General features: G+C 71.5%; 11 protein-coding genes. 9 read left to right on the top strand and 2 right to left on the bottom strand.

Features of this window, described 5'->3' with window-relative positions; translation table 11 throughout:
* The first annotated feature begins 624 nt into the window (after positions 1 to 624).
* From WBN91_RS27940 to WBN91_RS27950, 3 genes are all read left to right on the top strand, one after another.
* Positions 625 to 1377, top strand: a complete 753-nt coding sequence (locus WBN91_RS27940) for a M23 family metallopeptidase (RefSeq protein WP_337726476.1) — start codon at positions 625 to 627, stop codon at positions 1375 to 1377.
* A gap of 78 nt (positions 1378 to 1455) precedes the next feature.
* Positions 1456 to 2403, top strand: coding sequence for an LLM class F420-dependent oxidoreductase (locus tag WBN91_RS27945; RefSeq protein ID WP_337726475.1), 948 nt, complete (start codon positions 1456 to 1458; stop codon positions 2401 to 2403).
* Between the two features lies 1 nt (position 2404).
* Positions 2405 to 2980, top strand: coding sequence for a TetR/AcrR family transcriptional regulator (locus WBN91_RS27950; protein ID WP_337726474.1), 576 nt, complete (start codon positions 2405 to 2407; stop codon positions 2978 to 2980).
* A gap of 2 nt (positions 2981 to 2982) precedes the next feature.
* On the opposite strand, the gene WBN91_RS27955 is transcribed toward WBN91_RS27950, so the two are convergent.
* The gene (locus WBN91_RS27955; RefSeq protein WP_337726505.1) at positions 2983 to 3441 is read right to left on the bottom strand and encodes a peroxiredoxin; all 459 of its coding nucleotides are present in this window, start codon (positions 3439 to 3441) and stop codon (positions 2983 to 2985) included.
* Between the two features lie 112 nt (positions 3442 to 3553).
* On the opposite strand from WBN91_RS27955, the gene WBN91_RS27960 reads away from it, so the two are divergent.
* The 6 genes from WBN91_RS27960 to treZ all read left to right on the top strand — a co-directional run bounded on the left by WBN91_RS27960 (position 3554) and on the right by treZ (position 13042).
* Positions 3554 to 4501, top strand: coding sequence for a LacI family DNA-binding transcriptional regulator (locus WBN91_RS27960; protein ID WP_337726473.1), 948 nt, complete (start codon positions 3554 to 3556; stop codon positions 4499 to 4501).
* Between the two features lie 53 nt (positions 4502 to 4554).
* Positions 4555 to 6594, top strand: coding sequence for a 4-alpha-glucanotransferase (gene malQ / locus WBN91_RS27965; protein WP_337726472.1), 2040 nt, complete (start codon positions 4555 to 4557; stop codon positions 6592 to 6594).
* An 88-nt stretch (positions 6595 to 6682) separates the two neighbouring features.
* Positions 6683 to 7021, top strand: coding sequence for a hypothetical protein (locus WBN91_RS27970; RefSeq protein ID WP_337726471.1), 339 nt, complete (start codon positions 6683 to 6685; stop codon positions 7019 to 7021).
* A gap of 44 nt (positions 7022 to 7065) precedes the next feature.
* The gene (gene glgX, locus WBN91_RS27975; protein ID WP_337726470.1) at positions 7066 to 9189 is read left to right on the top strand and encodes a glycogen debranching protein GlgX; all 2124 of its coding nucleotides are present in this window, start codon (positions 7066 to 7068) and stop codon (positions 9187 to 9189) included.
* Positions 9186 to 11351, top strand: coding sequence for a malto-oligosyltrehalose synthase (gene treY, locus WBN91_RS27980; RefSeq protein ID WP_337726469.1), 2166 nt, complete (start codon positions 9186 to 9188; stop codon positions 11349 to 11351). The genes glgX and treY overlap by 4 nt, the downstream gene beginning before the upstream one ends.
* Positions 11348 to 13042, top strand: coding sequence for a malto-oligosyltrehalose trehalohydrolase (treZ, locus tag WBN91_RS27985; RefSeq protein WP_337726468.1), 1695 nt, complete (start codon positions 11348 to 11350; stop codon positions 13040 to 13042). Before treY ends, treZ begins: the two co-directional genes overlap by 4 nt.
* On the opposite strand, the gene WBN91_RS27990 is transcribed toward treZ, so the two are convergent.
* On the bottom strand, positions 13027 to 13542 hold the full coding sequence (locus WBN91_RS27990) for an ANTAR domain-containing protein (RefSeq protein ID WP_121228143.1): 516 nt from the start codon (positions 13540 to 13542) through the stop codon (positions 13027 to 13029). The genes treZ and WBN91_RS27990 overlap by 16 nt on opposite strands.
* Positions 13543 to 14031 lie beyond the last annotated feature (489 nt).

Genomic DNA, 14031 nt, shown 5'->3' on the forward strand with positions numbered 1-14031 from the left:
CCTGCCGCGCCTGCCGGGCCTGCCGCGCCTCCCGCGCCTCCCGCGCCTCCCGCGCCTCCCGCGCCTCCCGCGCGGGCTCCGGTACCCGACGTCACGCCAAACGAAACACAACTTGCTCGATACAGTCCCGCACTGCCCTCAAATCCCGCATGCATACCGCAGCTGACCTGCGCAAACATCGTCATGCTCGCCCGGTCTTGACTCGACTCCGCAACTTGCCCAACCGGTGCCCTGAGCGCCACTCGGTTACGCCGGCCCCACCCCGCTGACCAGGCATTTATAACGGCCCAATGCGGAACACTCGAGTACTTCATCACCCACAGTGACGATCAGTGGGTTATCTCACCAAATAGCGCTAGTCGCGGGCCGATGGGTTGCCTTCGCTCATCACCACGGGTTACGTTCCCCGCCGCATGTCACGGTTCGGTCACCAAAGGGACACGGCGTCGCTCCCCGAAAGCCTCGCCGACTGGATCCCCCGCCAGTCGTCCCGACCGGGCTCCCCGATGCAAGGAAGGCATACCTTTGGCACGGCATACCAAGGCCCGTGGTCGCAGCGTGTTCAGCACGCGCCCGAGCGCCACCGGCAAGCGTGGTGCGCACCGCGCGGAGGATGACAGAAAGTTGGCGACCGGCAAGGTCGCGGCCGTCGTGGCGCTCGGCGCCCTGGCCAGTGTCGGTGCCGCGGGCGGTGGCGGGACGATCACGCCGCTGGCCGCGAGCACGGACCTCGCCGCCGCGATTGCGGTGTCCGGTGCTCCCGAGGCGCCGGTCATCGAGACGCGGCACGAGATCCAGCCCGGTCTCGAGACCGCCAAGCTCATGCGCTCCGAGGGTCTGATGGCCCGCCAGCACGTGGCTCAGGCCATCCAGCACGCCTCCACCGGCTATGCAGCCCGCCAGGCCGAGTTGAAGCGCCAGCAGGAGGCCGCCGCGGCCGAGGCGGCTCGCGTCGCCGCCCAGAAGGCCGCCGAGGAGGCCGCTCGCCGGCCCAAGGTCGCCAAGCCCGCCGAAGGCTCGTTCACCTCCGGCTTCGGCGCCCGTTGGGGCACCACCCACTACGGCGTCGACATCGCCAACTCCATCGGCACGCCCATCCTGTCCGCGATGGACGGCGTGGTCATCGAGGCCGGTCCGGCCAGCGGCTTCGGCCTGTGGGTCCGGGTCCAGCACGGCGACGGCACGGTCACCATCTACGGCCACGTCAACGAGATCCTGGTCAGCGAGGGCCAGCAGGTCGCCGCCGGCCAGCAGATCGCGACGATGGGCAACCGCGGCCAGTCCACCGGCCCGCACCTGCACTTCGAGGTGTGGCTGAACGGCTCGCAGAAGATCGACCCCGTCGGCTGGCTGCGCGAGCGCGGTATCTCCCTCTGAGAACCCCCTGAGGACATACCGACTGGTCGGTACCTGAGGTACGGTGGGCCCCGTCACTCGATGGAGACGGAGGCGATCGTGGGCCGTTGGGGAATCACGCTGCCGCTGGTCGGCGTTCCCGTGCTCGACCACCGGGAGCTCGTGGCCGAACTCGGCGACCTCGGCTACACCGACATCTGGTCGGCCGAGACCGCGGGCACCGACGCGTTCACCCCGCTCGCCCTGGCCGCGCAGTGGTCGGACCTGCGGCTGGGCACGGCGATCGCCCCCGTGTACACGCGGGGACCCGCGACGCTCGCCATGACGGCGGCGACCCTGGCCGAGGTGTCGGGCCACCGGTTCGTGCTCGGCATCGGGTCGTCGTCGCCGGCGATCGTGCAGCGGTGGAACGCGGCCGACTTCACCGAGCCGTTCAAGCGCACGCGGGACACCCTGCGCTTCCTCAAGGCGGCGCTCGCGGGCGAGAAGGTCACCGAGCAGTACGACACGTTCGCCGTACGCGGGTTCCGGCTGGAGCGCGTCCCGGAGCAGCGGGTGCCGATCATGCTCGCCGCCCTGCGCCCGAACATGCTGCGCCTCGCCGGCCGCGAGGCCGACGGCGCCATCACCAACTGGCTCGGCGCGGACGACGTGCCCAAGGTGCGCGCCGAACTCGGCGACAAGGAACTGGCGGCACGCATCTTCGTGTGCCCGACCGAGAACACCGAGGCCGCGCGCGGCCTGGGCCGGATGCTCATCAGCACCTACCTGACCGTCCCTGCCTACGCGGCCTTCCACGACTGGCTCGGGCGCGGCGAGCTGCTGCGACCCATGCACGAGGCGTGGCAGGCCGGCGACCGGCGCAAGGCGGCCGAGGTGATCCCCGACGAGGTGGTCGACGACCTGGTCGTCCACGGCAGCGTCGAGCACTGCCGGGCGCGGGTCGCGAAGTACGCGGCCAACGGCGTGGACACGCCGATCATCGCCGTGCTGCCCACCGGTGAGGACCAGCTGGAGCTCGTACGCGCCCTGGCGCCGGGAGCCTGAGGTGACGCGCAGGACGACGCCCGAGCGGATCGTCGACGCGGCGGTCCGCCTGTTCGCCGCGAAGGGGTTCGACGCGACCACCGTGCAGGAGGTGGTCGAGGCGGCCTCGGTGACCAAGGGCGCGCTCTACCACTACTTCGGGTCCAAGGACGACCTGCTCTACGAGATCTACCGGGCGCTGATCGAACGCCAGATGGCCGACCTGGACCGGATCATCGCGGCAGGCGAGGACGCCACGACGACCGTGCGGCGCATCGTCGTGAGCCTGGTGGAGACGACAGCGGAGAGCGTCGACGAGACCGCTGTGTTCGTCCGCGAGATGCACAAACTGGGCGCCGACCGCATGGCATCCTTCCGCGCCGAACGCCGCCGCTACCACGAGACCTTCCGCGCGGTGGTGGAAAAGGCCCAGGCGGACGGCACCTTCTCCAACCGCGTCCCGGCCGACACCGCAGTGCTCATCGCACTGGGCGTGGTGAACCAACTGCCAACCTGGTACCGCCCGGACGGCCCGAAGTCACCGGAACGCCTGGCCACCGAGATCGCCGACTTCGTCCTGGCCGGCCTGAGCCCCTGACCTCAGTCCTTCACGTGGGCGCGGAGGGTGGCCAGGGCCTTGTCGGCGTGGGTGTTCATGGCGAATTCGGACTTGATGACGTCCAGCACCGTGCGGTCGGTGTCGATGACGAAGGTGTGGCGTTTGACCGGGAGGGGGCCGAAGCGGCGCTTCACGGCGAATTGTTCGGCCACCTCGCCGCTCTCGTCCGACAGCAGTGGGTAGTCGAAGGTGTGGCGGTCGGCGAATTGCTTCTGCTTGGCCACGCTGTCGCGGCTGATGCCCACGCGCTGGGCGCCCACCTCGGTGAACTCCGCCGCCAGGTCGCGGAAGTGGCAGCTCTCCGCGGTGCAGCCCGCGGTCATCGCGGCCGGGTAGAAGAACAGCACGACCGGGCCCGAGGTGAGCAGGTCGCTCAGGGTCGTCGGGGTGCCGTCCTGGTCGGGCAGGGTGAAGTCGGGCGCGGTGTCGCCGGGTTTCATGCCTTGGTCCTCCCGCAGGGTGTCGATCACGTGTCGCACGGTGTTCGCCCGCAGCCCACCGTACGGTTCTCGCTAGGCTCGTAGCCAGGCCGGGAGGTGTGAGTTGACCAGCATGTCCGACGTCGCGCGGGCCGCCGGGGTGTCCGCGGCGACGGTGTCGCGGGCGTTGCGGGGCGAGCCGGGGGTGTCCGAGGCGACCCGCCGCTACGTCACCGAGGTGGCCAAGCGGATGCGGTACGCGATCGCTCGGGACGCCTCCAGCCTCGCGGGCGGGCGGAAGTACGCGGTCGCCGTGTTGACCGCCGACGTCGGGCGCGGCGACCTGCTGGCCGGGGCGGAAGGCGCGTTGCGGGCCGCCGGGTACGACGTCCTGCTCTACGTGCTGCGCGACGCGGCGGCGCGGGAGAAGTTCTTCGAGGAACTGCCGCCGCTGGGGCGTCGGGTGGACGGCGTGCTGGCGTTGTCGGTCACGCTGACGGAGGACGAAGTCGACGCGATCGGGTCGCTGGACCTGCCGCTGGTCGCGGTGCGTGATGACGATCTGCGCGAGGCGCTGCGGCTGGCCGCCGGGCACGTGCTGGAGCTGGGGCACCGGGACGTCGCGCTGGTGCTGCCCGAGGACGTGGACGAGTCGTATGACGAATTGCTCGTGGCCGAGGGGTTGAGCGTGCGTCCGGAGTGGACGCTGTGGTCGTCGTCCACGGTCGCGGGCGGCGAGCAGGTCGTGGACGTGCTGCTGGACGGCGACCGCCTGCCGACCGCCGTGGTGTGCGGGAGCGGCCAGGTGGCGCTGGGGGTGTTCCTGCGGCTGCGCCGCGACGGGCGGGACGTGCCCGGCGACGTGTCGATCGTCAGCCTGGACGGACCCGACCTGGTCAGCGCGGTCGGCATCACCGCGGTCGAGGGCGCGTGGCGGGAACGCGGCGAGCACGCCGTCGGGCAGCTGCTCGCCGGGCTGCGAGGCGAGGCCGACGACGCCAAGCCGCCGTCGGTGCACCTGGTCGTCCGGGAGTCGACCGCACGCGTGAACCCCGGTGAACCGTCTGCAACCATCGGGTGACCAGACCCACCCCGCCTGGCCGGCGCGCACCGGTTGAGACGAAGCTGTCCCACGTGGACGACCAGCTGGCGGCACTGGCCGACGCGCACGGCGTGGCGACGTGGTACGAGGACGCGGACCAGAAGCGGGCCGACGTCGACCCCGACGTCGTGGTGGCGGTGCTCGCCCAGCTCGGGGTGGACGCGTCCACGCCCGAGGCGGTCCGCGCCGCGCTGACCGCGCCCCGCCCCGAACCCAGGACGCTCGTCCTGCGCGCCGGCGACCGGCTCGACGAGCCCGGCACACTCGCGCTGGAGGACGGCGGCACCCTCACCCTCCCGGCGGTCCCACCTCTGGGTTACCACCGCCTGGGTGACCGGACGGTCATCGTCGCGCCGCGTGCGCTGCCGCCCGTGCCGAAGGCGTGGGGCTGGATGCTCCAGCTGTACGCGATGCGCTCGGACGACTCGTGGGGCATGGGCGACTTCGCCGACCTCGCCACCCTCGCCCGCCGCAGCGCCGAGGACCTGGGCGCGGGCGTGCTGCTGGTCAACCCGGTGCAGGCGGTCAGCCCGACCGTCCCGGTGGAACGGTCGCCGTACTCGCCCTCCAGCCGCCGCTTCGCCAACCCGCTGTACCTGCGCATCGCCGACACGGACGCCTACCGACAGGCCGACGACGACACCCGACGCCGCGTCGACGCGCTGCGCCCGGACAACGACACCGACCTGATCGACTACGACGCGGTGTGGACGGCGAAGAAGGCCGCCCTGGAACTGCTCTGGGAAGCCCGCTTGTCGGCCCAGCCTGGGACAATGAGCCCCGGGGGCGCTTCGGCCGGACTGTCGTACCCGACTGGGACAATGAGCCCCGGGGACGCTTCGGCCGGACTGTCGTACCGGAGTGGGACAATGAGCCCCAGGGGCGCTTCGGCCGGATTGTCGTACCCCGGTGGGACAATGGAGACGGGGGCCGGAGGCCGGCCCTCGAACACCACCGATCCCGAGCTGCGCGACTTCGCGCGGTTCTGCGCGTTGGCCGAGAAGCACGGGCCGGACTGGCGGACCTGGCCCGAGCAGGACCGCGACCCCGCCACAGCCCAAGCCGACCCCGACCGGGTCGCCTTCCACGCCTGGCTCCAGCACCTCTGCGAAGCCCAACTGGGCCAAGCCCGCGAGGCCGCCAAAACCATGCCCGTCGGCATCGTCCACGACCTCCCGGTAGGCGTGCACCCCGGCGGCGCGGACACGTGGGCCGTCCGGGACGCCTTCGCGCCCGACGTCCGGGTCGGGGCGCCGCCGGACGCGTTCAGCCAGCTCGGTCAGGACTGGAACCTCCCGCCGTGGCGGCCGGACCGGCTCGCCGAGCAGGGTTACGCGCCGTTCCGCGCCGTCCTGCGCAGTGTGCTCAAGCACGCCGACGGCATCCGGATCGATCACGTCGCCGGGTTGTGGCGCCTCTGGTGGATCCCGCCGGGCGAACCGCCCAAGCGCGGCACCTACGTGCGTTACGACGCCGAAGCCATGCTCGCCGTCCTCACGCTCGAAGCGCACCGGGCGAACGCCGTCGTCGTGGGGGAGGACCTGGGCACGGTCGAGCCCAAGGTGACCGAGCAGCTCCACGCCCACGGCATGCTCAGCTCCGCTGTCCTGTGGTTCCAGCGCGACTACAAGCAGCCCGGCCACCCGCTCAAGCCGCCGCACACCTGGACCACGTCGGCGATGGCGAGCATCTCCACCCACGACCTGCCCACGGTCGCCGGTTTCCTCCGAGCCGAACACGTTCGGGTGCGAGCCGAACTGGGGCAGTTTGCGGGGGACGTCGAGCGGGAATACCGGTCTGCCGCCACCGAACGCGCGCAACTGGAAGAACTGCTCAAGGCCGAAGGTGTCCCTGCCGATGACCTGGTTACCGCGCTCCACTCCCTCCTAGCGAAGGCACCGTCCCTGCTGCTGCTCACATCGCCCCAGGACGCGCTCGGCGAGACCCGTCAGCCGAACCTCCCGGGCACCGTCGACCAGTACCCGAACTGGCGGATCCCCCTGCCGGTCCGGGTGGTCGAGTTGTTCACCGACGCGCGTGTGCGCCGGATCGCGGGGGTGCTCCGTCGATGACCGGAAACACGCTCGTCACCGCAGGTTCCGCGACCGCGGAGTATCGTCAAGCCGTCACCCGCGCAACGGTTGGAGGTGGCATTCTCCCGTGAACACCGAGCTGGTGTCCCGCACCGGGCTGGTGCCCGAACAGATGATCGCCCCGGCTCCCGCCGACGTCCTCGAACTCGCCGTCGAACGCGTCCTCGCGGCCGTCCGGCCCTCGAACCTCACCGATCCCCTGGCCGGGGCGCACGCCGCCGAGCAGTCCCTGCGCGAAGCGCTGCGGACCGTGGACGGCGCCCGGCCCGACGAAGCCCTCGGCCGGGCGGTGGCCTGCGCCGAAGCCGCCTGCGAGCACCTGCGCTACGCCGAGTTGCAGGAGGCGAGACTCCTGCTGGTCGCGGCCCGCGGGCAGCTCGTCCGGTCGCACACCGGCAGGGCATGATCTAGAACGGTAGGGGTTGACCCGTTCGTCCCGGAGGAGCACCTGTGCGACCCTGGCCCGGAACGCCCTACCCGCTCGGCGCGGCCTACGACGGCGTCGGCACCAACTTCACCCTGTTCTCCGAGGTCGCGGAGTACGTCGAGCTGTGCCTGTTCGACGACGACGGCGCCGAGGAGCGCGTCCGGCTGCCGGAGGTGGACGGTTTCGTCCACCACGGCTACCTGCTGGGCGTGGGCCCCGGCCAGCGCTACGGCTACCGCGTGCACGGCCCGTACGACCCGGCGCAGGGTCTGCGGTGCAACCCCAACAAGCTGCTCATCGACCCGTACGCGAAGGCGATCACCGGCGACGTCGACTGGCACGAGTCGCTGTTCGGCTACCCGTTCGGCAAGCCCGACGCCCGCAACGACCAGGACTCCGCCGGCCACGTGCCGCTGTCGGTGGTGGTGAACCCGTTCTTCGACTGGGCCAACGACCGGCCGCCGAAGACGCCGTACAACGAGTCGGTCATCTACGAGACCCACGTGCGCGGCCTGACGATGATGCACCCCGAGGTGCCCGAACGGCTGCGCGGCACGTACGCGGGCCTGGCGCACCCCGTGGTGATCGAGCACCTGAAGTCGCTGGGCGTGACGGCGGTCGAGCTGATGCCGGTGCACCAGTTCATCACCGACCACGGCCTGTCCGAGAAGGGCCTGCGCAACTACTGGGGCTACAACACGATCGGGTTCTTCGCGCCGCACGCCGGTTACGCGGCGCTACCCGAGCAGGCCAACCAGGTGCAGGAGTTCAAGGGCATGGTCCGCGCCCTGCACGAGGCAGGCATCGAGGTCATCCTCGACGTCGTCTACAACCACACCGCCGAGGGCAACCACCTCGGGCCGACCATGTCCATGCGGGGCATCGACAACCAGGCGTACTACCGGCTGGTCGACGACGAGCCGAAGTACTACATGGACTACACCGGCACCGGGAACTCGCTCAACGTCCGCAGCCCGCACACCCTCCAGCTGATCATGGACTCGCTGCGCTACTGGGTGACCGAGATGCGCGTGGACGGGTTCCGCTTCGACCTCGCCGCCACCCTGGCCCGCGAGTTCTACGACGTGGACCGGCTGTCCACGTTCTTCGACCTGGTCCAGCAGGACCCGGTGGTCAGCCAGGTCAAGCTGATCGCCGAGCCGTGGGACGTCGGACCCGGCGGCTACCAGGTCGGCAACTTCCCGCCGTTGTGGACGGAGTGGAACGGCAAGTACCGCGACACCGTCCGCGACTTCTGGCGCGGCGAGCCGGCCACGCTGGGCGAGTTCGCCTCGCGCATCACCGGCTCGTCGGACCTCTACCAGGACGACGGCCGCCGCCCGTACGCGTCGGTCAACTTCGTCACCGCGCACGACGGGTTCACCCTCACGGACCTGGTCTCCTACAACCGCAAGCACAACGAGGCCAACGGCGAGGAGGGCCGCGACGGCGCCGACGACAACCGGTCGTGGAACTGCGGCGTCGAGGGACCGACCGACGACCCCGAGGTGCTGGAGCTGCGCGCCCGGCAGCGGCGCAACCTGCTGGCCACGCTGCTGCTGTCGCAGGGCGTCCCGATGATCCTGGGCGGAGACGAGCTGGGCCGCACCCAGCAGGGCAACAACAACGCCTACTGCCAGGACAACGAGCTGAGCTGGGTCGACTGGACCCTGGTGGAGAAGAACAAGGACCTGGTGGAGTTCACCTCCGCGCTCACCGCCTTCCGCCGCGCCCACCCGGTGCTGCGCCGGCGGCGGTTCTTCCAGGGCAAGCCCATCCGCAAGGGCGACGAGCTGCGCGACATCGCGTGGTTCACCCCGTCGGGTGAAGAGATGACCGAGCAGAACTGGGAGGACGACTTCGGCCGGTGCGTCGTGGTCTTCCTCAACGGCGAGGGCATCCCGGACCTGGACCCGCGCGGCATGCGGGTGTTGGACGACTCGTTCCTGCTGGCGTTCAACGCCCATCACGAGGACATCGAGGCCACCCTCCCGGACGACAGCTACGGTCCGCAGTGGACGGTGGTGGTCGACACGGCCGCCGGGGTGGTGCGCGAACCCGACACGGGCGAGCCGGTGCCCGCCGGCGGCACGGTGACCGTGCCCGCGCGGTCCCTGCTGGTCCTCCAGCGGACGGGCGTCGAATGACCGCCCCCGACCGGGACCGGCAGGCCCCGGCTTCCACCTACCGCATCCAGTTCACCCCCGATTTCACCTTCGCCGACGCCGAAGCCGTCGTCGACTACCTCGACGCGCTCGGCGCGGGCGCGCTGTACGCGTCGCCGCTGCTGGAGGCGGTGCCGGGGTCGACGCACGGCTACGACGTGGTGGACCCGACGAAGGCGCGCGAGGAGTTCGGCGGCGAGGCCGGGCGGCAGGCGTTGAGCAAGGCGCTGCGCCGGGCCGGGCTCGGGCTGGTGGTGGACATCGTGCCGAACCACATGGCCACCGGGCCGGAGAACCCGTGGTGGTCCGACGTCCTGGCGCACGGCAGATCCTCGCGGTACGCGGACTACTTCGACTGGGAGGGCGACAAGCTCCTGCTGCCCTTCGCGGGCTCCCCGGAGGAGGAAGAGGAGCACGAGCACTACCGGCTGGTGTTCTGGCGGCGCGGCAACGCCGAGCTGAACTACCGGCGGTTCTTCGACATCACCACGCTGGCGGCCGTGCGGGTGGAGGACCCGGAGGTCTTCGAGGCCACGCACGGCGAGGTGCTGCGCTGGGTGGCCGCGGGCGAGGTCACCGGGCTGCGCGTGGACCACCCGGACGGCCTGGCCGACCCCGGCGCGTACATGCGGCGGCTCAAGGAACGTGCCGGCTGCTGGGTCGTCGTGGAGAAGATCCTCGGCGTGGACGAGTCGCTGCCGGTGTCCTGGCCGGTCGAGGGCACCACCGGGTACGACGCGCTGCGCGAGGTGTGCGGGATGTTCGTGGACCCGGCTGGCGAGCCCGCGTTCACCGCGCTGGCGGAGGAGTTCGGGGTCCCGACCGACTTCGCGGCCGTCGAGCACGAGTGCCGGGACCTGGTGGCGCGCGGCATCCTCAAGGCCGAGGTCCGCCGGATCGCCGCGCTGGTGGACCACCCGGACCGGGCGCTGGCGCAGGAGGCCGTGGCGCAGGTGATGACCGCGTTCCCGGTGTACCGGTCCTACCTGCCCGAGGGCCGCGACGCGTGGGACGCGGCGGTCGCCGCCTCGACGTGCCCCGCCGTGCGGGCCCTGGACCGGCAGGTCCGCGCCGATCCGCACGGCGAGCTGGCCACCCGCATCCAGCAGACCTCCGGCATGGTCGTGGCCAAGGGCACCGAGGACACCGCGTTCTACCGCTACGCCCGGTTCGTCGCCCTCAACGAGGTCGGTGGCGCGCCCGACCGGTTCGGCGTGCCCGTCGAGGAGTTCCACCGCCGGGCGGCGGCCCGTGAAGCCGGCATGCCCGAGGCGATGACCGCGCTGTCCACCCACGACACCAAGCGGAGCGAGGACGTGCGGGCGCGGCTGGCGGTGCTGGCCGAGATCCCCGACGAGTTCGCCGAGGCCGTCCGCCGCTGGACCGCCGCCCACCCGATCGACGAGCCCGCCCTGAACATGCTGGCCTGGCAGTCGCTGGTGGGCGCGTGGCCGATCACCGCCGACCGCATGGCCGCCTACCTGGACAAGGCGGCCAAGGAGTCCAAGGTCCGCACCACGTGGATCGACCACGACGAGGCCTTCGAGGCGGCCGTCGCGGCCTGGCCGGCCGAGGTCCTGGAAGGTCCGGTGGCCGGGGAGGTGGCGGGGTTCGTCGACCGCGTGGTCGTGCCCGGCTGGTCCAACGCGCTGGGGCAGAAGCTCGTGCAGCTCACCGCGCCCGGCGTGCCCGACGTGTACCAGGGCACCGAGCTGTGGGACCTGTCCCTGGTCGACCCGGACAACCGGCGACCGGTGGACTACGACGTCCGCCGTCGCCTGCTCGACCGCATCCGCGACGGCTGGCTGCCCGCCGTGGACGACTCGGGCGCGGCCAAGCTCCTGGTCGTGCACAAGGCGCTGACCCTGCGCCGGGACCGGCCGGAGCTGTTCCACGGCTACCGGCCGCTGCGCGCGTCGGGACCGGCCGCAGCGCACGTTGTGGCGTTCGAGCGCACCGACCTGGTTGCGGTGGCCACGCGCCTGCCGGTGGGATTGGCGGCGGGAGGCGGGTGGCGCGACACCGTGCTGCCGCTGCCGCCCGGCGACTGGACCGACGTGCTGACCGACCGGCCCGCGCCGGAACGGCTGACCGACCTGTTGGACACCTACCCCGTGGCACTGCTGGTGCGAGGAGATTCGTGACGTTCTCGGTGTGGGCGCCTCATCACGAGCGCGTCCAGGTGCGGGTGGACGGCCAGGACCACGAGATGCGGCGCGGGGACGGGGGGTGGTGGCACTCCGACGCCGAGGGCACGGACTACGCGTTCGTCCTGGACGGCAAGGCGCTGCCCGACCCCCGGTCGCGGTGGCAGCCCCACGGCGTCCACGAGGCGTCCCGCGTCTACGACCACTCCGACTTCGAGTGGACCGACGCCGGGTGGACCGGGCGGCCGTTGCAGGGTGCGGTAATCTACGAGCTGCACATCGGCACGTTCACCCCCGGCGGCACGTTCGACGCGGCCGTGGAGAAGCTCGACCACTTGGTGGACCTGGGGATCACGCACGTCGAGGTGCTGCCGGTCAACGCGTTCGACGGCACGGCCGGTTGGGGCTACGACGGGGTCCTGTGGGGCGCGGTGCACGAGCCGTACGGCGGGCCGGACGGGTTCAAGCGTTTCGTCGACGCCTGCCACGCGCGGGGCCTGGCCGTGCTGCTGGACGTGGTCTACAACCACCTCGGGCCGTCCGGCGCCTACCTCGACCGGTTCGGGCCGTACTTCGCCGGCAGCAACGACTGGGGCCCCGGGCTGAACCTCGACGGCGCGGACTCCGACGAGGTGCGCCGGTACGTGGTCGACAACGCCGTGAGCTGGCTGCGCGACTACCACGTGGACGGCCTTCGCCTGGACGCCGTGCACGCCTTGGTGGACCGCAGCGCCGTGCACGTGCTGGAGCAGATGGCTTCGGAGGTGGACGCGCTCTCTGCGGGCTTGGGCCGCCCGCTGACGTTGATCGCCGAGTCGGACTTGAACGACGCCCGCCTGGTCACCGCCCGCGAGGCCGGCGGGTACGGCCTGGACGCGCAATGGTCCGACGACGTCCACCACGCCCTGCACGTGGCGCTCAGCGGCGAGACGTTCGGCTACTACCCCGACTTCGAGGGACAGCTCGCGCGCACGCTCCAGGACGTCTTCCTGCACGCCGGCACGTGGTCGTCATTCCGCCACCGCCACCACGGGCGGCCGGTGGACAAGCGACTGCCCGGCTACCGGTTCCTGGCCTACCTCCAGAACCACGACCAGATCGGCAACCGGGCCGTCGGCGACCGGCTCTCGGCGTCGGTGTCACCCGGGCGGCTCGCGGTGGGGGCGGCGATCGTGTTCTGCTCCCCGTACACGCCGATGCTGTTCATGGGGGAGGAGTGGGCGGCGGGCACGCCGTGGCAGTTCTTCGCGTCCTTCCCCGACCCGGAACTGGCCGAGGCGGTGCGGACGGGCCGGCGGCGGGAGTTCGCGCGGCACGGGTGGGGCGAGTCCGAGGTGCCCGACCCGATGGACCCGGCCACCGTCGAGCGGTCCACCCTGCGGTGGGAGGAGCTGGCCGAACGGTCGCACCGGGAGGTCTTCGAGCTGTACCGGTCATTGATCGCGCTGCGGCGGTCCCGGCCGGAACTGGCGGACCCCCGGCTGGACCGGTTCCGGGTCGACGTCGTCGGCGACGCGCTGGTCCTGCACCGGGGGTCGCTGCGCGTGCTGTGCAACCTGGGCGGCGACGCGGAGGTCGAGCTGCCCGCACCGGGTGAGGTGCTGCTGGCCTCCGCGGAGGCGAAGGTCGTCGGGCAGGTGGCGCACCTGCCCGCCGAGTCGTTCGCGGTGGTTCAGTTGTCCGGTTGAGGCGTGCGGTGTTCCGGGAGCCAGCCGACCTCGGCCAGCTTCTCCGCGAGCAGCCGGCCGGCCAGGCTGACCTGGTCGGCCAGGTGTCTTCGCACCTCCGGCAGGTCCGCCTCCGCGCCGTGGGCGGCGTCGTAGGCGGCGACGAGACTCCGCGCCGCCTGCACCACCTCCTCCACCCCCGGCCACTCCCGGTGCTCGGGCTGCCCGTTGGGCAACGCCGTGCGGTGCACCGCCCGCACCGCCCGCCGCGCACCGAGCTCGGCGGCCAGGTCGATCAGCTGCACGGCGATGGTGTGCAGCTTGACGTTGTGGTGTTGCGACATGCTGACCAGCAGTCGGAAGCCCTCCTGGGGCGTGCACCCCTGGACGGCCGCGATCAGGCCCGTGGCCTGTCCGATCACGGTGCGGGTCTGCACCGCCCGGCGCAGCCCCGCCACTTCCGCTTCCAGGCTGGCGATCCGCGCGGCGAGCGTGTTGTCCAGTCCGTCGTCCCCGACCACGGTCGGGCTCCTCTCGCACGTCGAAACTCGTGGTCAGCGCGTGCGAGGGACATGCGGTGCCAGCCCCGCAAGCCCACAGCTGTGACGCTGACCTGGCGACCGGAACACCGGCCACCCAGGTGGCTTGCGGCTGGCTTTTCAACCGCGTAGACGATCACCGTAGTAGAGCGCGCTCCCGGGCGAAAACCGGAGGGTCCACCGCCCCCTGTGACCAGCACTTTCCCCGGCCCACAACCTGAGACCAGAACCACACCCCAAGACCACGGAACAGCCCCCCACACCCCACCCAGCCCCCACCACCAGACCCAAGCGCCACCCAACCCTCACCACCCAGCACAGGCCACCCAGCCCGCCAGCAAAGACCCGCCGCCCCTACCCCCACACACGCCCCAGCACACGCCCCTGTACTTCGCGCCCGCAGGGCGCCCGAAGTAGCTCGCGCAGCAGACCTCCCAACTTGGGCTTCTTCCGTCATCCCCGTATGGCCTG

This window comes from Saccharothrix sp. CCNWYY140 (assembly GCF_037401995.1).
Taxonomy (GTDB): Bacteria; Actinomycetota; Actinomycetes; order Mycobacteriales; family Pseudonocardiaceae; genus Actinosynnema.